21 protein-coding genes and 1 pseudogene are annotated in these 20,993 nt (G+C 62.0%); 11 read left to right on the top strand and 11 right to left on the bottom strand.

Annotated features, from left to right (window positions below):
• Both U5A08_RS17245 and U5A08_RS17240 read left to right on the top strand, forming a co-directional pair.
• A complete protein-coding gene (locus tag U5A08_RS17245; RefSeq protein WP_253396653.1) occupies positions 1 to 273 on the top strand; it encodes a DUF2160 domain-containing protein in 273 nt (90 codons plus the stop codon).
• 169 nt (positions 274 to 442) lie between these two features.
• Positions 443 to 2,185 carry an ABC transporter substrate-binding protein gene (locus U5A08_RS17240; protein ID WP_247397799.1) on the top strand — a complete coding sequence of 581 codons (1,743 nt, stop codon included), beginning with the start codon at positions 443 to 445 and terminating at the stop codon, positions 2,183 to 2,185.
• A gap of 116 nt (positions 2,186 to 2,301) precedes the next feature.
• Here the strand turns inward: U5A08_RS17240 and potE are convergent, their stop codons facing one another.
• The 3 genes from potE to U5A08_RS17225 all read right to left on the bottom strand — a co-directional run bounded on the left by potE (position 2,302) and on the right by U5A08_RS17225 (position 5,700).
• Positions 2,302 to 3,630: a putrescine-ornithine antiporter gene (gene potE / locus U5A08_RS17235; RefSeq protein WP_321847644.1), complete on the bottom strand. Its 1,329-nt coding sequence runs from the start codon at positions 3,628 to 3,630 to the stop codon at positions 2,302 to 2,304.
• A 342-nt stretch (positions 3,631 to 3,972) separates the two neighbouring features.
• Positions 3,973 to 4,404, bottom strand: a complete 432-nt coding sequence (locus tag U5A08_RS17230) for a hypothetical protein (RefSeq protein WP_321847642.1) — start codon at positions 4,402 to 4,404, stop codon at positions 3,973 to 3,975.
• A 147-nt stretch (positions 4,405 to 4,551) separates the two neighbouring features.
• On the bottom strand, positions 4,552 to 5,700 hold the full coding sequence (locus U5A08_RS17225) for an aldose epimerase family protein (RefSeq protein WP_321847640.1): 1,149 nt from the start codon (positions 5,698 to 5,700) through the stop codon (positions 4,552 to 4,554).
• Positions 5,701 to 5,838: 138 nt separating this feature from the next.
• On the opposite strand from U5A08_RS17225, the gene U5A08_RS17220 reads away from it, so the two are divergent.
• The gene (locus tag U5A08_RS17220; RefSeq protein ID WP_321847638.1) at positions 5,839 to 6,606 is read left to right on the top strand and encodes an SDR family NAD(P)-dependent oxidoreductase; all 768 of its coding nucleotides are present in this window, start codon (positions 5,839 to 5,841) and stop codon (positions 6,604 to 6,606) included.
• Between the two features lie 6 nt (positions 6,607 to 6,612).
• On the opposite strand, the gene U5A08_RS17215 is transcribed toward U5A08_RS17220, so the two are convergent.
• On the bottom strand, positions 6,613 to 7,215 hold the full coding sequence (locus tag U5A08_RS17215; protein WP_321847636.1) for a glutathione S-transferase family protein: 603 nt from the start codon (positions 7,213 to 7,215) through the stop codon (positions 6,613 to 6,615).
• Between the two features lie 121 nt (positions 7,216 to 7,336).
• Between U5A08_RS17215 and U5A08_RS17210 the strand changes: the two genes are divergently transcribed.
• Positions 7,337 to 8,263, top strand: a complete 927-nt coding sequence (locus U5A08_RS17210) for a LysR substrate-binding domain-containing protein (protein WP_321847634.1) — start codon at positions 7,337 to 7,339, stop codon at positions 8,261 to 8,263.
• An 80-nt stretch (positions 8,264 to 8,343) separates the two neighbouring features.
• A complete protein-coding gene (gene yghU / locus U5A08_RS17205) occupies positions 8,344 to 9,180 on the top strand; it encodes a glutathione-dependent disulfide-bond oxidoreductase (protein ID WP_321847633.1) in 837 nt (278 codons plus the stop codon).
• A 31-nt stretch (positions 9,181 to 9,211) separates the two neighbouring features.
• Here the strand turns inward: yghU and U5A08_RS17200 are convergent.
• Positions 9,212 to 9,569: pseudogene (locus U5A08_RS17200) on the bottom strand (undecaprenyl-diphosphate phosphatase); the annotation flags it as partial.
• A gap of 180 nt (positions 9,570 to 9,749) precedes the next feature.
• Between U5A08_RS17200 and U5A08_RS17195 the strand changes: the two are divergent.
• Positions 9,750 to 10,256, top strand: coding sequence for a GNAT family N-acetyltransferase (locus tag U5A08_RS17195; RefSeq protein ID WP_247408585.1), 507 nt, complete (start codon positions 9,750 to 9,752; stop codon positions 10,254 to 10,256).
• On the opposite strand, the gene U5A08_RS17190 is transcribed toward U5A08_RS17195, so the two are convergent.
• Positions 10,253 to 11,197 carry a GlxA family transcriptional regulator gene (locus tag U5A08_RS17190; protein WP_321847631.1) on the bottom strand — a complete coding sequence of 315 codons (945 nt, stop codon included), beginning with the start codon at positions 11,195 to 11,197 and terminating at the stop codon, positions 10,253 to 10,255. The two genes, U5A08_RS17195 and U5A08_RS17190, sit on opposite strands and share 4 nt — an antisense overlap.
• A gap of 173 nt (positions 11,198 to 11,370) precedes the next feature.
• On the opposite strand from U5A08_RS17190, the gene U5A08_RS17185 reads away from it, so the two are divergent.
• From U5A08_RS17185 to U5A08_RS17175, 3 genes are all read left to right on the top strand, one after another.
• On the top strand, positions 11,371 to 11,970 hold the full coding sequence (locus tag U5A08_RS17185; protein WP_321847629.1) for a TetR/AcrR family transcriptional regulator: 600 nt from the start codon (positions 11,371 to 11,373) through the stop codon (positions 11,968 to 11,970).
• Between the two features lie 26 nt (positions 11,971 to 11,996).
• Entirely contained in the window at positions 11,997 to 12,674 is a 678-nt protein-coding gene (locus tag U5A08_RS17180) for a type 1 glutamine amidotransferase domain-containing protein (RefSeq protein WP_321847628.1), read from the top strand.
• 88 nt (positions 12,675 to 12,762) lie between these two features.
• Positions 12,763 to 13,887 (top strand): alkene reductase, encoded by a 1,125-nt coding sequence (locus U5A08_RS17175; RefSeq protein ID WP_321847627.1) that lies wholly within the window; start codon positions 12,763 to 12,765, stop codon positions 13,885 to 13,887.
• A gap of 93 nt (positions 13,888 to 13,980) precedes the next feature.
• Here the strand turns inward: U5A08_RS17175 and U5A08_RS17170 are convergent, their stop codons facing one another.
• Positions 13,981 to 14,979 (bottom strand): NAD(P)H-quinone oxidoreductase, encoded by a 999-nt coding sequence (locus tag U5A08_RS17170; RefSeq protein WP_321847624.1) that lies wholly within the window; start codon positions 14,977 to 14,979, stop codon positions 13,981 to 13,983.
• Complete coding sequence (locus U5A08_RS17165) at positions 14,976 to 16,208, bottom strand: YbfB/YjiJ family MFS transporter (protein WP_321847623.1); 1,233 nt, start codon at positions 16,206 to 16,208, stop codon at positions 14,976 to 14,978. The genes U5A08_RS17170 and U5A08_RS17165 overlap by 4 nt, the downstream gene beginning before the upstream one ends.
• Positions 16,209 to 16,319: 111 nt before the next feature.
• Here U5A08_RS17165 and U5A08_RS17160 point away from each other — a divergent pair, with 111 nt between their 5' ends.
• Both U5A08_RS17160 and U5A08_RS17155 read left to right on the top strand, forming a co-directional pair.
• A complete protein-coding gene (locus U5A08_RS17160; protein WP_321847622.1) occupies positions 16,320 to 17,195 on the top strand; it encodes a LysR family transcriptional regulator in 876 nt (291 codons plus the stop codon).
• 77 nt (positions 17,196 to 17,272) lie between these two features.
• Positions 17,273 to 17,659 (top strand): DoxX family protein, encoded by a 387-nt coding sequence (locus U5A08_RS17155; RefSeq protein WP_253396624.1) that lies wholly within the window; start codon positions 17,273 to 17,275, stop codon positions 17,657 to 17,659.
• Positions 17,660 to 17,713: 54 nt separating this feature from the next.
• Here U5A08_RS17155 and U5A08_RS17150 read toward each other — a convergent pair whose 3' ends face one another.
• The 3 genes from U5A08_RS17150 to U5A08_RS17140 form a co-directional block, all read right to left on the bottom strand.
• Entirely contained in the window at positions 17,714 to 18,532 is an 819-nt protein-coding gene (locus U5A08_RS17150) for an alpha/beta fold hydrolase (RefSeq protein WP_253396622.1), read from the bottom strand.
• A 90-nt stretch (positions 18,533 to 18,622) separates the two neighbouring features.
• Positions 18,623 to 20,014, bottom strand: a complete 1,392-nt coding sequence (locus U5A08_RS17145; RefSeq protein WP_321852244.1) for an alginate export family protein — start codon at positions 20,012 to 20,014, stop codon at positions 18,623 to 18,625.
• Positions 20,015 to 20,030: 16 nt separating this feature from the next.
• Entirely contained in the window at positions 20,031 to 20,927 is an 897-nt protein-coding gene (locus U5A08_RS17140; protein WP_253396620.1) for a glyoxalase, read from the bottom strand.
• Positions 20,928 to 20,993 lie beyond the last annotated feature (66 nt).

The following is a 20,993-nucleotide window of genomic DNA, read 5'->3' as shown; positions in this document are numbered from 1 at the left end:
ATGGAATGGATGGCCTGGACCACCCCCACCGCGCTGTTCTTTGGCGGTATCGCCCTGATTCTGGCGGGCATGACCACCTGGGAACTGCGCTCGCCGAGTATCCCTCGGCGCGGGTTTCTGCCGATCAGCACCACCCGTGGTGATCGTTTGTTTATCGGTCTTCTCGGAAGCGCCTACCTGCACCTGCTGGTGATCGGCGTAACCGACTGGAGCATCTGGGTGGCGTCCGCGCTCTCCCTTGTATGGCTGTTGTGTGTGATGCGTTGGGGCTAGTGCGGATGCCTCTATTCTCTGTAGGAGCGAGCTTGCTCGAGAAATTCGTCAACGATAACGCGGCGTTTCTGGGAGTGCGCGGTGTCTGGGCGTTTTTCGCGAGCAAGCTCGCTCCTACAAGGGGTGTGTGGCGTTTGTAGTCCCTTTTGAAATCAACCAGGAGGTCTCTATGTTCGATAAAAACAATAAGCTGCGACATAGCATTTCATTGGCCGCCGTACTGGCCCTCAGCGGTTTGAGTGCCACGGCCTGGGCCGATGCGTATGAAGAAGCGGCGAAAAAATGGATCGGCAGCGAGTTCAAGCCGTCGACCCTCACGGCCGACCAGCAGCTCGAGGAACTCAAGTGGTTTATCAAGGCCGCCGAACCGTTCCGTGGGATGAAGATCAACGTGGTGTCGGAAACCCTCACCACCCACGAGTACGAATCCAAGGTACTGGCCAAGGCCTTCAGTGAAATCACCGGCATCAAGCTGACCCACGACCTGCTGCAGGAAGGCGACGTGGTGGAGAAGCTGCAGACCCAGATGCAGTCCGACAAGAATATCTATGACGGCTGGGTCAACGATTCCGACTTGATCGGTACGCACTTTCGCTATGGCAAGACCGAATCCATCACCGACCTGATGGCCAACGAAGGCAAGGACTTCACCTCGCCGACCCTGGACATCAAGGACTTCATCGGTATCTCCTTCACCACCGCGCCGGACGGCAAGATCTACCAGTTGCCCGACCAGCAATTCGCCAACCTGTACTGGTTCCGCGCCGACTGGTTCGAACGTCCGGAGCTGAAAGCCAAGTTCAAGGAAAAATACGGCTATGACCTCGGCGTGCCGGTGAACTGGTCGGCCTACGAAGACATCGCCAAATTCTTCAGCGAAGACGTCAAGGAAATCGACGGCAAGCGCATCTATGGGCATATGGACTACGGCAAGAAAGACCCGTCCCTGGGCTGGCGCTTCACCGACGCCTGGTTTTCCATGGCCGGCGGTGGCGACAAGGGTTTGCCCAACGGTTTGCCGGTGGATGAGTGGGGCATTCGCGTGGAGGACTGCCACCCGGTGGGCTCCAGCGTGACCCGTGGCGGCGACACCAACGGCCCGGCCGCCGTGTTCGCCACGCAAAAATACGTGGACTGGATGAAAGCCTATGCACCACCGGAAGCGGCGGGCATGACCTTCTCTGAGTCCGGCCCGGTGCCGTCCCAGGGCAATATCGCCCAGCAGATCTTCTGGTACACCGCGTTTACCGCCGACATGACCAAACCGGGCCTGCCCGTGGTAAACGCCGACGGCACGCCGAAATGGCGCATGGCGCCATCGCCCGTCGGGCCTTATTGGGAAAAGGGCATGAAGAAGGGGTATCAGGACGTGGGTTCCTGGACCTTCCTCAAGTCGACGCCTGAGAAGCAGAAACTCGCGGCCTGGCTGTACGCGCAGTTCGTCACCTCGAAAACCGTGTCGCTGAAGAAAACCATCGTTGGCCTGACGCCGATTCGTGAGTCCGACATCAACTCCCAAGCCATGACCGACCTGGCGCCGAAACTCGGTGGACTGGTGGAGTTCTACCGCAGCCCGGCCCGGGTGGAGTGGACCCCGACCGGCACCAACGTGCCCGACTATCCACGCCTGGCGCAACTGTGGTGGAGCAACATCGCAGCGGCCGCCAGCGGCGAGAAAACCCCGCAACAGGCGCTCGACAATCTGGCCAAGGAGCAAGACGCGATCATGGCGCGCCTGGAGCGTTCTAAAGTGCAACCGGTATGCGGGCCGAAAATGAACCCGGAACGTGACGCCCAATACTGGTTCGACCAGCCGGGCGCGCCGAAGCCGAAACTGGCCAACGAGAAACCCAAAGGCGAAACCGTGGCCTACGGCGACCTGCTCAAGCAGTGGGAGGCGGCGCGTAAATAAACGCACCCGGTAGAAAATGTGGGAGGGGGCTTGCCCCCGATTGCGGTGCGCCAGTCGATACATGCATTGACTGAACCACTGCTATCGGGGGCAAGCCCCCTCCCACATGTTGATCTTCATCTGCCAGGGGGATAGACCGGTTCCCCAATAAACCGCTTGGCCAGAAATCCATACAACAGATACCCGAACGCCAGCACCAGCATTGCGCCAAACACCGCGTCTTCACCGCAGGCATAAATCGCATACAGCGAATACCCCACGGCCACCAGCACCACCAGCGTATTGCGCGCCTGCACCGTCGCGCTGGCGTGCGCCTTGTACATCATCACCAGCAGGCCGGTGAGGGCGGTCACATAGGGCAGCAGATTAGTCACCACCGCCAGGTTCACCAGTTTGCTGAACTGTGCGCTGGCGGTGGGCGAGATGGTCGACAAGGCAATCAGACTTTGCAGCGTGGCACAGGCCAGCAACCCCAGCACCGGCGCATTCGCGGGGCTGACGCGGCTGAAAAAGCGCGGAAACAGGCGTTGGTCCGCCGACATCTTGGCCGTTTGCGCCAGGGTGAATTGCCAGCCCAGTAACGAACCGATACAGGCCACCACCGCCAGCGCCATGATCAGCTTGCCGACTCCGGGGCTGAACATCTGCGCGTAAACCAGCGCAAACGGTGCGGACGACGCGGCCAGTTCGGCATTGGGCACGATGCCCTGGATCACCGCGGTCGACAGCACATACACCACGGCCACCCCAAGCGTGCCGAGCAGGCAGGCCAGGGGCACGGTGCGGTTGGGGTTCTCCACCGCGTCGTAGCCCTGGGCGGCCGACTCCATGCCAAGAAAGGCCCACAGGGTCAGAGGAATACTCGCACTGACGGCGTCCCACAGGTGCCGTTGGTGTGGGTTCCAGGCGGCCGTGAACACCTCGGGCTTGAAATAGAACCAACCGATCACGCAGAGCCCCGCCACTGGAATGATCACGCCCCATACCGTCACCACACCGATGCGCCCAGTGATGCGCGGGCCGCCGAAGTTGGCCACGGTGGTCAGCCAGATCAGCGCCAGGCTGCCGACGAAAAACGGCAGCGGCCCGCTGCCCAGCCACGGAATAAACGATGACAAATAGCCCACCGCCGAAATCGCAATCGCCACATTGGCGATAATCAGCGACAGAAAATACAGAAACGAACACAGGAAAAACCCCGACTTGCCGTGGGCCTCCTCGGTATACGCCGACATCCCGCCGCTGCGGGTACAGAACAGCCCGCATTGGGCGAAGCCGTAGGCAATCGCCATCGAACCGAGCGCGGTGACGACCCACGACAGCAGCGAAATCGCGCCCAGTTGCGCCATGCTGGCCGGCAACATGATGATCCCCGAGCCCATCATGTTGATCGCTACCAGGGTGGTCAGGCCCAACAGGCTCATCTTCTTGCTTGGTGCGGCCATCCAGAACTCCTTGTGATCAACGCAAAACCTGAGCTGTGCTTTCGCTGCGCCAACCCTGCGCGGCGGCAGTCGGGCGACATCGTCACGCGCAGGATGCCCGTCTCGGTGCGACGGTGTTCGGCTTTGGTGGTGAAGGCGCGTTATTCGATCAAGCGGCTATTCATCGTGGGCCATGCTGATCCCACTGATGAAACTTGCGCAAGGAAAAAGCCGAAATAGGCAGGATTGGCGTAGGGACAGCGGCGTCCCTGGGTAGGACGCTCGCTACTGCGCTCACTCAACGGTTCGATTTATCACCCCGACGTCTGAGCCGCACATTCAAGGGCGGGCTCAAGGGCGGAATCAGGCCATCGCCTGCGGTTGGATGCGCAGTTCGCCCTCGACATCCTTGGCCAACCCACTGGCCAGAAACAACGGGGCGAGGCGCTTGTGCAACTGTGGCTCGACAAACTCCTTCACCGTCGGCAATGCCAGCACACCACTGAGCGGCAACTCCGCCTTGGTGTACGACAGCCACGCCTTTTTCAACATCAACAGCACATCGCTGCCGGCCGTCGAGGCAAAGCGGCGGTGGGTGGGTTTGGTGTCGAGGTTGAAGGTGTGCTGGAACTCATAGCCGGTTTCATCCCCGCCACTGGCAGCACAACGCACGCAGGTGCATGGGCCGTCGCCAAATGCGTTGCGCAGGTAGGCGTTGAAGTCCACCACGGGTTTGAGTGACAGGCGCTTATCCACCTCGAACAGGTCCCCGGTCATTTTTTCGTCAGTGTTCAACGTCCATTTCCTTGCTGGTAGGCGGCTTTTCAAAGCGCGGCACAATAGCAGCCAAGCACGGTTTTGGGGACTATTTGCATCACAATAGATCCGGACGCCGGCTTGCCTGCAACAGTGTTTTGGTCGCCGGCAAGCCAGCCGCCAGCCTCAATCGGCGGAGAACTTGAAGACGGTGCGCTGGGTATAGGTCTGCCCTGGGTCCAAGCGTGTCGAGGCAAACTTCGGTTGGTTCGGCGCGTCGGGAAAGTGCTGGGTCTCTAGCGTGAAACCGCTCCAGTGCTTATAGGTTTTGCCTGCCTTGCCCTTCACCGAGCCATCGAGGAAGTTGCTGGTATAGAACTGCACCCCAGGTTCGGTGGTGTAGAGCTGCAAACGGCGGCCGGAGTCGGGGTCGTACACGTCGGCGGCGAGTTGTTTGAGATCGCCCTGGGTGTCCAGCGCCCAGTTGAAGTCAAACCCGCCCTGTTTCGGCTCGGCGAATTTGAGTTGCGGATGATTGTCCTTGATGTGCTGGCCGATGGCGGTGGGCTGGAGAAAGTCCATCGGCGTGCCCTTGACCGGCGCCAGTTCGCCGGTGGGGATCAAGGTCGCATTCACCGGCGTGTAGTGGCTGGCATGCAAGGTCGCCACCTGCTTGAGGATATCGCCGTTGCCCGCGCCGGCGAGGTTGAAATAGCTGTGGTTGGTGAGGTTGAGCACCGTCGGTTTGTCGGTGGTGGCCTTGTAGTCGATGTGCAGTTCGTTGTTGTCGTTGAGCCGATACGTGACTTCGGTGGTCAGGTTGCCGGGAAAGCCCATCTCGCCGTCCTTGGACAGGTAGGTCAGGGTCACGCCGACCGAGTCCTTGTCCTTGACGGGCTTGGCTTGCCACACGCGCTTGTCGAAGCCCTGGGCGCCGCCATGCAGCGCGTTGGGACCGTCGTTGAGCGGCACCTGATAGCGCTTGCCGTCGAGTTCAAACGCACCGCCAGCCAGGCGATTGCCGAAGCGGCCGATGGTCGCGCCAAAAAACGCCGTGCCACCCTGATAGCCCTGCACGTCGTCGAAGCCGAGCACCACGTCCTCGACCTTGCCGTGCTTGTCCGGCACTTTCAGCGCCTGCAACACGCCGCCATAGGTGATGACCGTGGCTTGCATGCCGTGGCTGTTGCGCAATACGTACTGCTCGACGGCGGTACCGTCGTTGGTTTTCCCGAAGGGTTTGTGTTCACTGGACAGACCGGCGGCCTGCGCGCCACCGCTGGCGATCAGCATGGACAGGGCAAGGCCGGACAACAGGTATCGAGGGTGCTTCATGGTCGAACTTCCTTTTGTTGTTTTGAGTGGAATAGTTCTACTAATGTGCGATATTTTGTCGGTGTGACCGCAAATTTATAGCCTTAAACGCCGATTTCGTAAAATAAAATAAGACTAATTGATCGAGGCAACCTTGATATGAGTACTGAACAGGCCGTTTATCCCGACCTTAAGGGCAAGACCGTGTTGATTTCCGGAGGCGCTTCGGGGATCGGCGAATTCATGGTGCGTGCCTTCGCCGGGCAGGGGGCCAAGGTGGCATTTGTCGATCGCGCGCAAGGCCAGGGCGAGCGCCTGGCCGCGTTGTTGAGTGCCCAGGGGCATACCGTCGAGTTCGGGCATTGCGATATCACCGACGAGATTGCCTACAAGGCCGCGATTGCGCGCTTCGAATACGCCCTGGGGCCGATCACCGTGCTGGTGAACAATGCCGCCAACGACGTGCGTCATACCCTGGAGGAAGTCGACTCGGAGACCTTCGACAAGCTGATTGCCGTCAACCTCAAGCACGCCTTTTTTGCCGCCAAGGCCGTGGTGCCGATGATGAAGCGGGCGGGCGGCGGTTCGATCATCAACCTGGGCTCCGTCGGCTGGATGATGGCCTCCGCCGGCTACCCGGTGTACGCCGCCAGCAAGGCCGCCGCCCACGGCATGACGCGGGCACTGGCGCGTGAGCTGGGCCCGGACCGTATCCGCGTGAATACGCTGGTGCCGGGCTGGGTGATGACCGAAAAACAACTGACGATGTGGGTCGACGACGCCGCCAAGGAACTGATCAGCCGCAGCCAGTGCCTGCCTGGCAGCGTATTGCCGGAACACATCGCCAACATGGCGCTGTTTCTCGCTTCGCAGGCGTCGGCGATGTGTTCGGCGCAGAACTTCATTGTCGATGGCGGCTGGGTGTAGAGCGGATTACACGATCGGGTAGCGTTTGAAGGTTGGATGCCGCTCCAGGCGCTCGGCGTGGCGTTGCACATGGGGGAACGCATCCGCCTTGACCACCGAGGCCACGGTGAACTGGCTGAAGGACCAGGCGACCGCCGCCGTCAGCGAGGCCTGGGTCAGCGCTTCGCTGTCGGCCTGGCTCAGGTGTTGGTCCAGCAGCGTATACGCGGCCAGCAATTGCGCGGTGACGCGTTCGAGCCACGGCGCATGTTGCTTCTCGGCCGGCCGCAGGTTGTGTTCATAGACGATCTGCACGCTTTTCTCACAGGCCGCCAGGGCCAGCCCGAGCAGTTGCAGGTCTTTGGCGCGTGCCGTAGGGGCCTGCGGCAGCAATTTTTTGTCGGCCGGGGCCAGGGCTTCGAGGTAATCCAGGATCAGGCTGGAGTCCATCAACACGGTGCCATCGTCCAGCACCAGGGTCGGGGCCTTGACTACGGGGTTGATCCGCGCAAATTCGCTGTAGGTGCTGAACACGGACAAGGGCGCATGCACAAAATCCACGCCGTACAGTTCCAGGGAAATGGCCACGCGACGTACATAAGGCGAGTCCAGCATGCCGACCAGTTTCATAAAGCCTCCTGGGTAATGGGTAATGGGTAGTTGGCAGGATTGGTTAGCTTAGGTAACTTTATAGCGGGCGTCCGTCCCGCAATATCGATTATTTTTACCCAGAAAGGTTAGTCGCGCTTACATGAGTGCATTTCCTCCCTTGACGTGCCTACGCAGCTTCGAAGCCACCTCGCGATTGGGCAGTGTGACCCTGGCGGCCAAGGAGTTGCACGTCACCCACTCGGCGATCAGCCAGCAGCTCAAGGCGCTGGAAGCGTTTGTCGGTCTGACCCTGTTCGTGCGCGAAGGTCGCGGCCTGCGGGTGAGCGAAGACGGGCGCCTCTACGCCTTGCAGATTCGCAAGGCGCTGGGAGATATCGCCGAAGCCACGCGCTTGATCCAGGCCCAACCCAAGACCGATGAACTGGTGGTAGCGGTGTTGCCCTCGTTCGGCTGCTCCTGGCTGGTCCCACGCCTGCCGACGTTCCAGGCGCTGTACCCGCATATGCGCATTCGCTTGCAAGCCAGCCTGAGCATTTCCAATCTGCATCAGGAATCGGTCGATATCGGCATCCGCATGGGCAAGGGCGATTGGGAGGGCGTGGAGCAGCGGCTGTTGTTTCATGATGAATTGATCGCCGTGGCCGCGCCTCATTTCAATCACGGGCAGTTGCCGCAGACACCACAGCAGATTGTCGACAGCACGCTCATCCATAGCACCGAGTCCTGGCTGCCGTGGTGCGAAGCGGCGGGAATCGACATGTCGGGCGAGCGCGCAGGTTTATGCAGCAATGACTCCAACCTGATCCTGGAGGCTGTGCGCCTGGGGCAGGGCATCGCCCTGGAGCGGCGCAGCCTGGTGCAGGGCGCTATCGCGCGTGGCGAACTGGTGCAGCTCGGCGATGTCTGTGCGCCTTACGCTTATCCTTACTGGCTGGTCTGGCCGCCCCGTGAAGGTTCGCACACCAAGCAGCATGCGTTTTCCCAGTGGCTGTTCAAGGAAGTGGAAGACTACCTTGGGCAGTTGAAAGCCGTTACCGATAAGCGTCCACCCAGCGTTCAAGGGTGAAGACGGGATTGTGACGCACCCCAACCTTTGGTTTAGTCTGGGTCGATTCGTTGACCGCAAGCACATCAGGAGCCGTGAGCATGACCGAATACGTACCCCCCAAGGTCTGGACCTGGGACGCCGAAAGTGGCGGCACGTTCGCCAGTATCAACCGCCCCATCGCCGGCGCGACCCACGACAAGGCCCTGCCGGTCGGCAAACACCCGTTGCAGTTGTACTCGCTGGCCACGCCGAATGGGCAGAAGGTCACGATCCTGCTCGAAGAGCTGTTGGCCCTCGGGCATACCGGTGCGGAATACGATGCCTGGCTGATCAAGATCGGTGACGGCGACCAGTTCGGCAGCGGCTTCGTCGCGGTGAACCCGAACTCGAAAATCCCTGCTTTGCTCGACCGCAGCGGCGCCACGCCGATTCGCGTGTTTGAGTCCGGCGCGATCCTGCAGTACCTGGCAGAGAAATTCGGGGCGTTCTTCCCGACCGAACCTGCGGCCCGCGCCGAGTGCCTGTCGTGGCTGTTCTGGCAGATGGGCAGTGCGCCGTACCTGGGCGGTGGTTTCGGGCATTTCTACGCGTATGCGCCGAGCAAGATGGAGTACCCGATCAACCGCTTTGCCATGGAAACCAAGCGTCAGCTGGATGTGCTCGACCAGCGCCTGGCCGTGAGCGAGTACATTGCCGGTGACGACTACACCATCGCCGATATCGCCATCTGGCCCTGGTACGGTGGCCTGGTCAAAGGCCGCTTGTATGACGCGGCGCAGTTTCTCTCGGTGCAGGATTACAAGCATGTGCTGCGCTGGGCCGATGCGATTGAGGCGCGCCCGGCGGTGCAGCGCGGACGGCGGGTCAACCGGGTGTCCGGGCCGCTCGAAGAGCAGTTGCGGGAGCGGCACGATGCGCGCGATTTCGAGCGTTAAGGTCGATGCCGCGCCGTTGCGCCCCTGAGGCTCAGCTCAACAACCCGGTGCTGATCGCCACGATCAGGAAGATCCCCAGCAGCGCGCGGTAGATCACGAACGGCCAGGTGGAGAACCGCTCCAGGAACTTCATCAGGCCCCAGATCGCGAAGAACGCCGAGACGCTGGCGACTCAAGCCGGCGAGGGCGATCGCCGGCAGGCCCAGCAGAAAGGAGAAACGCGCAGCCTCTTCACGCTTGAAATTGAGGAACAGCGCAGCGGTCAGCGTGGAACCGGAGCGCGAGACCCCAGGAATCAAGGCGCCAATCTGCGCGATGCCGACGATCAGCGCGTCGCGCAGGCGCATGTCACTCACCTCCCGCGTATGCCGCGCACTCAGTTCGGCCAAAGTACGTGTCCTTGAGAAAAAAGAGGCAAGCCGGCGAAGTTTATTCGAAATATTTTGAGGGTTCGGGCAAGGCCACGCCTATTCGCAATCGGTTCAGCAAGTAGAAAGGTTCAAGCCGCTATTGGACTGGGGCAGGGTTTTGTGAACAATGGCGCCCTGCGTTTTTTCACCGAGAGCCTCATGCCTGAAACCACCGTCGAATTGATCCAGACCGGCCCGGAAGCGTCCGAGCTGATCCGCAACCTGTACCAGTACTACGCCTATGAGTCTTCGGACTGGGAGCAAGAAGATGTGGAGGCGGACGGCCGCTTCTACATCCATGACGAACACCTGAACCGCTACTGGCAAGACCCGCAATGGAGCGCCAACCTGCTGCTGGTCGACGGTTATATCGCCGGTTTCCTGCTGATCGAAGGCAGTGAGTTGCCGGGCATCGACGCCCTGGAACTGGCCGACCTGTTCATCCTCAAGCGCTACCGCCGCAAGGGCATCGGCAGCGCGATCGCCACCCAGGTGCTATGCAGCGGCGCGGCCAACTGGCTGGTGCGCTTCTATGATCAGGATGAAGTGTCCCAGGCGTTCTGGCGCACCGTGCTGGATAACCTGCCACGCCCGGTGCAGACCCTCGAGCTGGACGATGATCCGCAACTGACCAGTTACCTGATTACGCGGGCGTCGCTGCACTAAGCGCTGCGTTCGCCAAAAAAAGCCTGTTGCATGGCCTGGGGCGGTTGCCCAAAGGCGCGCAGAAACGCCTGGCGCATGCGCTCGCGGTCGCCGAAGCCGGTTTCGCGGGCCACCACCTCGACCGGGTGGCGGCTGGTTTCCATCATCGCCCGCGCGGCTTCCACCCGCAGTGACTCGATGGCCTTGGCCGGTGTCTGCCCGGTTTCTTCGCGAAACACCCGGCTGAACTGGCGCGGGCTGAGCCTGGCCACATCGGCCAGGGCTTCCACCGACAGGTCGTGGGTCAGGTTTTCGCGGGCGTAGGCCAGGGCCAGTTGTATGCGGTCGGACTTGGGGTCCAATTCCAGCAACGCCGATAGCTGCGACTGTTCGCTGCCCCGGCGCTGGGCAATCACCAGCTTGCGCGCGATACGCCGGGCGAGGTCGCTGCCCAGGTCGTTCTCCACCATCGCCAGCGCCAGGTCGACCCCGGCGCTCATGCCGGCGCCGGTCCAGATCTGACCGTCGACGACGAACAACTTGTCTTCTTCCAACTGGATATCCGGGTAGCGCTTGCGAAACGCCGGCGCGTGAATCCAGTGGGTGGTGGTGCGCTTACCCGCCAATAATCCGGCCTCGGCCAGCACAAAAATGCCGGTGCACAGCGAGGCGACACGCCGCGATTGCGCCGACGTAGCCTTGACCAGCTCCAGCAGGTTGGCCTCCGGCAGACGAAACTCCAGGTAGCCGCTGACGATCAGGGTGTCATAGCCCTGCGGCCGGATCGGCGTGGTATTCACCGAAAACCCCTGGGATGTCATCACCGCGCCGCCGCTCTCCGACACCAAGTGAAACTCATAGGCCGGCTCGCCGCGCAGCAGGTTCGCGCACTCGAACACCGAGCCCAGGCTGAGGCTCAGGGACTGGAAGTTCGGGTAAACCATCAGCGCAACGCTGTGCATCGCCATTCTCCAACGGGGGCGGGAGGGGCGATTGTCGGCGCGTGCCGGGAAAACGGCAACCGGGTTCGCCTCATGTCCGGAATCCTTGCGCATATGACATTGTGGGCGTCCGGCCCGGCTCCTAACATTCACCCCACGAACTAGACGACTGGTCTAATCGGACGGAGTGAAGCATGAACAGCGCAACCAAAAGTGCACGGCAGACCATTCTGGAGACGGCGCAATCGATTGTCGGCGCCAAAGGGTTTTCTGCGGTGGGCCTGAACGAAATACTTCAAGCTGCCGATGTGCCGAAAGGTTCGTTTTATCACTACTTCCACTCCAAAGATGCATTCGGTGTCGTATTGCTCGATACCTACTTCGATCACTACGTGCAGGGGATGGCGCAACTGTTCGACGCGCCTGGGTTATCCCAGCACGCCAAGTTGATGCGCTATTGGCAATGCTGGATCGACAATCAGACCGGTTGCACCGACGCGGGCAAATGCCTTGCCGTCAAACTCGGTGCGGAAGTGTCAGACCTTTCAGAGCCCATGCGATTGGCCCTGGATCGCGGCACGTCGAGGACCATCGCCTTGCTGGCCGACGCGATTGGACGCGGCGTCGAAGACGCTTCGCTGACAGTCACGCAAGCCCCGCAAAGCCTGGCCCACAGCCTGTATGCGTTATGGCTGGGGACCAGCGTCATGAGCAAGATCACCCGTACATCCGCGCCTTTTGATCAGGCGCTGCTACTGACCCGACAGCTGTTGGGTTGCCCTGACACACACTGACCTTCACCCTATCGAGGCACTGGAAAATGAAAGTATTAATGGTACTGACCTCTCACGACCAGCTGGGCGATACCGGCCGCAAGACCGGCTTCTGGCTCGAAGAGTTTGCGGCGCCGTATTACGTGTTCAAGGACGCCGGCGCCGATGTGGTGCTGGCTTCCCCGGCCGGTGGCCAGCCGCCGCTGGACCCGGTGAGTGATCAAGCGGATGCGCAGACCGAACAGACCCGCCGCTTTGCCGCCGACCCGGCCGCGCAGCAGGCCCTGGCCAACACCGTCAAGCTGGACACGATCAACACCGCCGACTTCGACACCGTGTTCTATCCAGGTGGCCACGGCCCACTGTGGGACCTGGCGGAGTCGCCGGTGTCCATCGCCCTGATCGAGGCGTTCGAGCGGGCCGGCAAGCCCATCGGTTTTGTCTGCCACGCACCGGGCGCCTTGCGCCACGTCAAGGCGGTCAATGGCGAACCGCTGGTCAAGGGCCGTCGCGTCACCGGTTTTTCCAACGCGGAAGAGGCCGCAGTCGGCCTGACCGAGGTGGTGCCGTTCCTGATTGAAAACGATTTCAAGGCCCTGGGCGGCAAGTATGAGAAGGGCGCCGATTGGCAATCCTTTGTGCTTGAAGACGGTTTGCTGGTCACCGGGCAGAACCCCGCCAGCTCCAGCGCTGTGGCCAAGGCCCTGCTGAAACTCACCGCGTAAGTTAATCGCTCACTTTTACTGCTTCATTGCTTGGCGGCTCTCAGGAGCCGCCGACGCTTTCGTTCGTCCTGAATTTGGAATCTTTCGAATGACCCACAGTGTTTTAAGTACCCCGATCCAACTCGGGCACCACACCTTGAAGAACCGTGTCGTCCTGCCACCGCTGACGCGCCAACGCAGCGCGCAACCCGGCGACATCGCCACCGAGTTGATGGCCGAGTATTACCGTCAACGCGCCTCGGCCGGTTTCATGGTCAGTGAGGGCACGCAGATCGAGCCGCGTGGCCAGGGTTACGCCTGGACACCGGGCATCTACACCCCGGCGCAGATCGATGGCTGGCGCACCGTCACCGACGCGGTGCATGCCGAAGGCGGGGTGATCTTCGCTCAGCTCTGGCATGTGGGCCGGGTGTCCCATAACGCGTTGCAGCCTGACGGCGCCGCGCCCGTCGCACCGTCCGCGATCCAGGCCGAGCAAGCGAAGGCGTTTATCGCCACCGGGCCTGGCGTAGGTGACCTGGTACAACCGCCCGTGCCCCGTGCCTTGACCACCCTTGAGGTCAAGGAACTGGTCGGGCATTACGCACAGGCCGCACGCAATGCGCTGGACGCGGGGTTTGACGGGGTGGAGATCCATGCGGCCAACGGTTATCTGGTCAACCAGTTCATCTCGGCCCATGCCAACCAGCGCGACGATGAGTACGGTGGTTCGCTGCACAACCGTCTGCGCTTTTTGCGTGAGATTGTCGAGGCGGTCAGCAAGGTGGTTGGACCGGAACGTCTTGGTGTACGTTTTTCGCCGTTGTTCAGCGGCACCGACCAGGACCGGGTGTACATCGGCCTGGTGGAAGACGACCCGCACCACACCTACCTCGAAGCGATCAAGGTGCTGCAAGCGGCGGGCATCGCCTACGTCTCCATTGCCGAAGCTGATTGGGACAACGCGCCCGACTTGCCCGACACGTTCCGTCAGGCCGTGCGTGACACCTTCCAAGGCCGAATCATCTACGCCGGGCGTTACACCGCCGAGCGCGGTGCGCGGTTGGTCGACGCGGGGCTGGCCGACCTGATTGCGTTCGGGCGTCCATTCATCGCCAACCCGGATTTACCGCAACGGATTTTCAATGGCTGGCCGTTGAATCCGCTGCGGGCGGAGGGGATGTATGGCGGTAATGCGGTGGGCTATATCGATTACCCGGTGCATGCCGAATAGGTTGTCGACTGGGTCGCAAAGGCCGGTTTTTGTGGAAACTGTCGAGCCCTGCCTAGGCCCGACAGTTTCTGCATCGAGGCGCCTGTTTAGGCGTCACGCCACCTGCAACACAATCTTGCCGATATGCTCCCCACCTTCCATCCGCGCATGGGCCTGGGCGGCATCGGTGTATGCGTAGACCTTGTCGATGATCGGCAGGCAACGCCCGGCGGCCAGCACGGGCCATATGTATTCGCGCAGTTGTTCGGCAATCGCGGCCTTTTCCTCCCGGGTGCGTGCGCGCAAGAGTGAACCGGTAATCACCGCGCGTTTGGCGAGGATCGTCAGCAGGTCGACGTCATTGGCCTTGCCACCCCCGAGAAAGCCCAACATCACCAGGTGACCGTCCATGGCCAGGGCCTTGAGGTTGTTGTTCAGGTACGAGGCACCCATGATGTCGAGGATCACATCAACCCCGTTGTCATCGGTCTTTTGCGCGATGACGTCGGCGAAGTCCTGCTCGCGGTAATTGATCGGTTCGGCGCCCAGCTTGGCGATGGCCGCACATTTGTCGGCGCTGCCGGCGGTGGCGAAGGCCTGGATGCCGAACTCGCGGCAGAGCATCAGCGCGGTGGTGCCGATGCCACTGGTGCCGCCGTGGACCAATACGCGCTGGCCTGTGTGCGCGTCGCCGAGGCCGAACAGGTTGGCCCACACGGTGAAGAAGGTTTCCGGCACGGCGGCGGCTTGAATCCAGTCCATGCCTTCGGGGATCGGCAGCGCCTGGCTGGCGGGCACCGCGCAAAACTGCGCATAGCCGCCGCCATTGGTCAGGGCACACACCTTGTCGCCGAGGGCGTATGCGCTGACACCGTCACCGAGCGCCACCACTTCACCTGACACTTCCAGCCCCGGAATCAGGCTCATACCGGGTTTCAGCGGGTATTTGCCGGCGCGTTGCAACGCGTCCGGGCGATTGACCCCGGCAGCCTGCACCCGAATCAGGATCTCGCCCGGGCCAGCCACCGGTACGGCGACCCGCCGCGGTTGCAGGACGTCGGGGCCGCCGGGCTGGGTGATTTCGATCAGGGTCATTTCGTGCGGGAGCGTCATTCGAGAGTTCCTGTAGCGATGAGCGTATGGGTTGGGACCGCATCTGAGGGGCGGCGGTTCAGCAGGATCATGCCCAGTTCCAGCAGCAGCGCGACCACGATGGCCCCGGCCGCGATCATGAACAACAGGGCATGCTGGCCGCCGCTGCCGTTGAACAGCGCCGAGTAGGCAAAGCCTGCCAGCGCCTGGAACGTGGCGAAAGATACCGTAGCACGGCTCCAGGCGAGCTGTTGATGGTGATGGTTGGGCACCAGCTCATGAACCCGCGCCAATGCCAGCGGCACGATACCCGGCGGGAACGAACCGAGGATCACCGCCAGCAGCGCCAACGCGGTGAACGAACGGGAGACCGGCAGCAGGCCGACCGTAATCGCCTGCACCGCCAGTACCAGGCGGATGCTTAAGCGCGCACCGAGCTTGTCGGCGAGAAATCCATACGTGACCGGGCCGACAATCGCCCCCAGGCCATACATTACCCAGATCATCGCCCCGACGTGCGGCCCGGCCCCCAGGCCACGGGCGACGTAGTCCACCAGGAACACCATGGCCGGCACCAGCCCGGTGGCCATGAACGCGTATTGCCCAAACAGCAGGTATACGCCCGGCGGGGTCGCGGCGGACGCGTTGGCTTGCGGTGCCGCTTCATGCAGGGTGCCCGAAGGCCAGCCGAACCAGCTCGCTGCCGTCAATACCAGCGCCAACAGGCCCAGGCCGAACCACGTCTGTTGCAAACCCAGGCTCAACAACGGCGGCACAATCGTCCCGGAGCCTGCAATGCCCAGGCCGATGCCGAGGAAGATCGCGCCGCTGGCCAGGCCCCGACGCGCCGCGGGTACGTGGGGCAACACCGTCGCCGCCACCAGCACCATGATCGCGCCCCCGGCGATGCCCGACAGCAGGCGCCAGGCAAAGAACCAGAGCAACGATAAGGGAAAGCCACAGGCAAAGAACGCCAGGGTCACGGCCACCATCATCAGCCGCAAGGCGGCCGTGTTCGAGGTGCGCCGGGCAAGGGGCCGTCCGATCAGTGCGCCGACCAGGTAGCCCACCAGGTTGGCGGCGCCGAGGTACACCACGTCACTGGCGGCAAACCAGTGAGCCTGGATCAGCGAGGGGATCAGCGGGGTATAGGCGAAGCGCGCCAGGCCGATACTGACCAGGCTGGCGCACAGGCCGGCGAAGATCGGTAACCACAGTGCGCGGCGGGGAGGGGTGTGAGTGTCGGGCATGACGGCGGTCCTGAGGGTTTTCTCTGGCGCTCAGCATAGCCCCGTTGCATGATGCAATAACGCTGCGAGTATGCAGCTAAGTGATGCATATATGCAGCATAAGGAGGGGGCATGAATTGGGATGATGCACGGGTTTTCCTGGCGGTTTGCCGCGAGTCGACCTTACGTGGCGCGGCGCGGGTATTGGGGGTCGACCAGGCCACTGTCGGTCGGCGGATCAACGCACTGGAAAAGGCCTTGAGTGCCACCCTGTTCCTGCGCACTTCCGAAGGCTACGCGCTGACCGCCGTCGGCGAAGCCGCCCTGCGTAGCGTGGAAAAAATGGAACGCTCGGCCCTCGACCTGGAGCGCCAGATACAAGGCCTGGACGAGCGCCTGACCGGCACCGTGCGGGTCAGTACCACCGACTCGCTGGCCATCGACTTCCTGATCCCGGCGATTGCCCGCCTGCACGAGCTGCACCCCGACGTGTGCGTGCATCTGGACGCCTCCACCCAGTTTCTCAGCCTGGCCAAGCGCGAAACCGACATCGCCGTGCGTAACATGCGCCCGGACAGCCCCGACCTGATCGCGCGGCGTATCGCCCGTTGGCCGGTTGGGTTGTTTGCCTCCCAGGCCTATATCGATCGCCACGGCGCACCGGAGCCCGGCAGCCTGTTCGAAGGCCATGATCTGGTGGTCTACCACGCCTATCTGCAGAGCCAGAAGGACATGACCCTGGTCTGCGAACCCCTGGGCCGCGGCCGCATCGCAGCCACCCTGAGCTCCGGCCTGCTGGTGCGCCGTTCCATTGCAGCCGGCATCGGTATCGGTGAGATACCGGTGTGTACCGGCGAACGCGACGGGCTGGTACGTCTCTGGCCGGAGCGCACTCGGCCTATGCCCTACGACGTCTGGCTGGTGACCCACGCCGACCTGCGCCACACCGCGCGGGTGCGGGTGGTGATCGATGAAATCGTCGCGGGCTTTGCCGGCACCGGGGACTGAGGTCAGCACACGCTTGCAAGCTCGCCGGCGTCTTTGCGCACACAATCGGCGGCAGTCATTTCACGGACAGGTCGCTTATGAACGAATCAAGAAATCAGGATGTGGGTCTGCTGTTTCTGCGGGTCAGCGGCGCGCTGTTCCTGTGCTGGGTGCATGGCATGCCCAAACTGCTCAATTACAGCGAGCAATTGAAACTGATCGAAGACCCGTTTCACCTCGGCGCCCACATCACGTTGCTGCTGGCGATTGGCGCCGAAGTACTGTGCCCGCTGTTGATCATCGCCGGGGTGCTGGTGCGCCTGGCCTGCCTGCCGATCCTCGCGGTGCTGTTGATCGCGATGCTGGTGGTGCACCCGGAGTGGACGTTATTGGAGGGGCAGTTCGGCTGGCTGCTGTTGATCATTTTCACCAGCGTGCTGATCGCCGGGCCGGGTCGTTTCACCCTCGCTCAGCGTGTTGCCTGACAAAAAAAGGCCGGGCAAGCCCGGCCAAAATAAGGAGAGGGGAGTCTAAGCGCTTCAGCGCTTGAGGAACGCCAGCAGGTCTTCATTCAAGGCCTGGGCGTGGGTCACTGCAAACCCGTGCGGCGCATCCTTGTAGACCTTCAACTCGGCACCCTTGATCATCTCGGCTGCCACCTTGCCGGTGGTTTCGAACGGCACGATCTGATCGCCATCGCCGTGGATCACCAGGGTCGGCACGTCGATCTTGGCCATGTCCGGGCGGAAGTCGGTCTCGGAGAAGGCAGTGACGCAATCCACGGTCGACTTGAGCGATGCCAGCAGGGCGATTTGCAGGGTTTGCGTCAGTACGCCGTCGGAGACTTTCTGGCCTTTGTTGATGCCGAAGAACGGCAGGTTGAAATCAGCAATGAACTGCGCCCGATCCTTCAGCAGGCCGGCCTTGATACCGTCGAACACATCGGTGGGCACACCCTGCGGGTAGTCCGGTTTCTGACCGAATAGCGGCGTCACCGCCCCCAGCAGCACCAGGCCGGCGACACGGGCGCTGCCATGGCGGGCGATGTAGCGCGCGACGTCGCCGCCCCCCATGGAGAAGCCGACCAGGGTCACGTCCTTGAGGTCCAGGTGTTCGATCAGTTGAGCGATATCGTCGGCAAAGGTGTTGTAGTCGTTACCGGTCCACGGCTGGTCAGAGCGGCCGAAACCCCGACGATCAAACGCGATGGTGCGAAAGCCGCGGCTGCTCAGGTATTCCATCTGGTATTCCCACATGTCGGCATCCAGCGGCCAGCCATGGCTGAACAGCACGGGTTTACCGCTGCCCCAGTCCTTGAAGTAGATCTGGGTACCGTCTTTGGCAACGAATGTGCTCATGGAAAACTCCTTGGTTGAGGAACGAAAAACATCAGGATCACTATTGCCCCAATCCGGGCAAAGGGCTTGTATGGGTGTGCTTGCTTGGGGTCACCAACTGAACTTGAGCTCGACCCCCAAGTAATTGCTGTCGTCGCCTCCGGCATCGCGCAAGGTCCGGCCGACCGCGTAATGCACCGCTTCGACCGCGCCGCTGAGGTTTGGCGTAAACGCATAGTCGGTACGCAGTTGAGCGTAAGCGCCGGTCCAGCGCTCACCCTGGCCTGCGGTGCCGGCGACCGGCAAGTTCGGCTGGGTGTAGACCGCGTCGTGGGTGGTCTGCCGCCAGAGCAGGCCGACGGCGGTCTGCACGCTCAGCTTGTCGATAGGCTGAACGGTGATCGAGGGCTTGACGTGAATCAGGTTGCTGTAGCCCGTGTAGCCCGCCAGGGAAAAATAGTAGCCGTTGGGAAACAACGGGTTGAACGTGCCGAGTGTGCCGTCGCCGGTTTTACGGTCGCCCGAGGCAATATCCAATTGCAGGCCGATGCGCGGTTTCCACGCCAGGCTATCGAAGGTATATCCGGTGCGGCTGCCGCCGGCCCAGGCGCGAATATCCTTGTTGCCTACCGAGCCGCTTTGCAGCATGGCTTCGATGTCCCAGTCGAAACCCTGGGCTGCGCCGCCCAGGCGCACGTCGAGCAAATCGCGGGTTTCATCGCCATCCGCATCCAGATAGTGCGCGGTGCTGCGCTCATACACGCCGTAGTAGGCCGACAGCTCATTCTTGCCGCCCACCAGTCGCTCGACCCGCAGCATGTGAAAACGCACATCGCTGTTGGATTTGTCATCGAAGTGCCGCCCGTCCTGATACTGCACCGGCTGGCTGGCGATGCCGATAAAGCGCCACTGACGGGTCTCCCAGTCGGCCCACAGCGCATCAAAAGATTGCCGCACATTCGGGCCGTCCCGTGACGAGATGAAACGCTGCAAGTCAAAGGCAAAGTCCTGGCGGCCGATACGGCTCTTGAAGGTGCCGGCGTCGAAGGTGTTGATGTATTCGGCGAAGGCCAGGCGCAGGTCCACGCGGTTCTGATCGGCGCCGCCGATCGTGGTCTTGTCGTAGGCCCGCACATCTTCGAGTTGGGTGAACACACGCCAGTTTTCATTCAAGTGCAGGTCGGCGTGGACCTGGAAGCGTTGGAGCAAGTAGCTATCACGGGCCACATTGTGTACGCCAAAACCGCTGGCATCGTTCATCTCGAAGCGCTCGCGCAATGTTGCGCCGAGGGACAGGTAGGTGAATGGGTTGGCGCTGGACAGCGGGAGGTACTTCAAGCTGTCCAGTGGTTGCGTGCGCAGCGCCGGGTCGCTGAGCACGGACCAGTCTTCCTGCCAACGGTTGGTCTTGATCGCCGGTCGCGTGGCCAACTCGTCTGCGTGGCCACTGCTGGCGAGCAGCGGCCACAGCACTGCCAGGCCCCAGCCGGTGCGTCGAGTCATGGGCATGGGCATGGGTTCACTGCGCCGTGTTGAGCTGGTGAATTTCCGCGATATAGCCGCCCGGGAATTCAACCAATGCGCTGCGCCGGTTTTTACTGGTGAAGGTCGGCACCAACACTTTGGCACCCGAGCCGGTGGCTTTACCCAGCGTGGCTGTCAGGTCCGCCACTTGGTAGCCGGTGGTTTCATGCCCAAACGGGTAGGGCAGTTGGCCGTTAGTGACCAGCACCGCCATGCGTCCGAACGGTGATTCGATATCGACGCGCCGGTAGGTACCGCTGACCTGGCCCACATCGACAGCGGATGCGTGCTTGTCATCGGCCAGCACCTTGCCATGGGAGAAGCCCAGGAACGACCGGATGAACGTGTCGGCCCGATCGGCGGAGAGGTAAACGCGGTTTTCCGGTAGGGTCTGGAACGCCGTGTAGTCCGGGGTCTTGGTGTGCCAGTAGAGCTGCATGTTCACGCCACCTGGCCATTGGATCACCGCATCCCGGCCAATCGGGTCGGGAAAGTCGCTGACGATCACCGCCGCACCGTTGTCCCGGGCGGCTTTGAGCGCGGCGTCCATGTCCTTGACCAGATAGCCGTTGCGTTCCTGGCCGAACGGATGCGGGATGGGGGTGGTGAAGCCAAACAGCGACACCGTGCCTGCTGGCGTCTGCAGCAACTGCGAGGTAGTGCTGCTGGGCACCGGCAGCACATTCACCACCACCTGGGGTGTGCTCCTGCCGCCGAAAGTGGCGAGGAAACTCTGGGTGAAGCGGTCCACATCGGCCGGGGCGACGTACACATGGCTCGTGTCATATTGCGGTGCCACAGCGACCGCCGGCGTCGCCGCAAAGGCGCAGTTCATCATGGCGCCGGTCAACAGCGTCAATGCCAGCGATACCGTCCTGACTTTTTTGTACATGCCTACTCTCCCGCCTTTTTGGAAAGTCAGGAGATTAGGGGGCAGGGCCGCCAAGCGAATTGTATG

The sequence above is a fragment of the Pseudomonas paraveronii genome (genome assembly GCF_963681955.1).
In the GTDB taxonomy this organism is placed as follows: domain Bacteria; phylum Pseudomonadota; class Gammaproteobacteria; order Pseudomonadales; family Pseudomonadaceae; genus Aquipseudomonas; species Aquipseudomonas paraveronii.
Note: the sequence above shows the minus strand (reverse complement) of the source record. Positions and strands in the feature narration are given on the sequence as shown.

What these genes read in the sequence shown, in the direction of transcription:
- U5A08_RS17245 (WP_253396653.1), top strand. Translation starts at nt 1, where the DNA reads ATGGAATGGATGGCCTGGACCACCCCCACCGCGCTGTTCTTTGGCGGT.
- U5A08_RS17240 (WP_247397799.1), top strand. Translation starts at nt 443, where the DNA reads ATGTTCGATAAAAACAATAAGCTGCGACATAGCATTTCATTGGCCGCC.
- potE (WP_321847644.1), bottom strand. Translation starts at nt 3,630, where the DNA reads ATGGCCGCACCAAGCAAGAAGATGAGCCTGTTGGGCCTGACCACCCTG.
- U5A08_RS17225 (WP_321847640.1), bottom strand. Translation starts at nt 5,700, where the DNA reads ATGAAGCACCCTCGATACCTGTTGTCCGGCCTTGCCCTGTCCATGCTG.
- U5A08_RS17220 (WP_321847638.1), top strand. Translation starts at nt 5,839, where the DNA reads ATGAGTACTGAACAGGCCGTTTATCCCGACCTTAAGGGCAAGACCGTG.
- U5A08_RS17215 (WP_321847636.1), bottom strand. Translation starts at nt 7,215, where the DNA reads ATGAAACTGGTCGGCATGCTGGACTCGCCTTATGTACGTCGCGTGGCC.
- U5A08_RS17210 (WP_321847634.1), top strand. Translation starts at nt 7,337, where the DNA reads ATGAGTGCATTTCCTCCCTTGACGTGCCTACGCAGCTTCGAAGCCACC.
- yghU (WP_321847633.1), top strand. Translation starts at nt 8,344, where the DNA reads ATGACCGAATACGTACCCCCCAAGGTCTGGACCTGGGACGCCGAAAGT.
- U5A08_RS17195 (WP_247408585.1), top strand. Translation starts at nt 9,750, where the DNA reads ATGCCTGAAACCACCGTCGAATTGATCCAGACCGGCCCGGAAGCGTCC.
- U5A08_RS17190 (WP_321847631.1), bottom strand. Translation starts at nt 11,197, where the DNA reads ATGCACAGCGTTGCGCTGATGGTTTACCCGAACTTCCAGTCCCTGAGC.
- U5A08_RS17185 (WP_321847629.1), top strand. Translation starts at nt 11,371, where the DNA reads ATGAACAGCGCAACCAAAAGTGCACGGCAGACCATTCTGGAGACGGCG.
- U5A08_RS17180 (WP_321847628.1), top strand. Translation starts at nt 11,997, where the DNA reads ATGAAAGTATTAATGGTACTGACCTCTCACGACCAGCTGGGCGATACC.
- U5A08_RS17175 (WP_321847627.1), top strand. Translation starts at nt 12,763, where the DNA reads ATGACCCACAGTGTTTTAAGTACCCCGATCCAACTCGGGCACCACACC.
- U5A08_RS17170 (WP_321847624.1), bottom strand. Translation starts at nt 14,979, where the DNA reads ATGACGCTCCCGCACGAAATGACCCTGATCGAAATCACCCAGCCCGGC.
- U5A08_RS17165 (WP_321847623.1), bottom strand. Translation starts at nt 16,208, where the DNA reads ATGCCCGACACTCACACCCCTCCCCGCCGCGCACTGTGGTTACCGATC.
- U5A08_RS17160 (WP_321847622.1), top strand. Translation starts at nt 16,320, where the DNA reads ATGAATTGGGATGATGCACGGGTTTTCCTGGCGGTTTGCCGCGAGTCG.
- U5A08_RS17155 (WP_253396624.1), top strand. Translation starts at nt 17,273, where the DNA reads ATGAACGAATCAAGAAATCAGGATGTGGGTCTGCTGTTTCTGCGGGTC.
- U5A08_RS17150 (WP_253396622.1), bottom strand. Translation starts at nt 18,532, where the DNA reads ATGAGCACATTCGTTGCCAAAGACGGTACCCAGATCTACTTCAAGGAC.
- U5A08_RS17145 (WP_321852244.1), bottom strand. Translation starts at nt 20,014, where the DNA reads ATGACTCGACGCACCGGCTGGGGCCTGGCAGTGCTGTGGCCGCTGCTC.
- U5A08_RS17140 (WP_253396620.1), bottom strand. Translation starts at nt 20,927, where the DNA reads ATGTACAAAAAAGTCAGGACGGTATCGCTGGCATTGACGCTGTTGACC.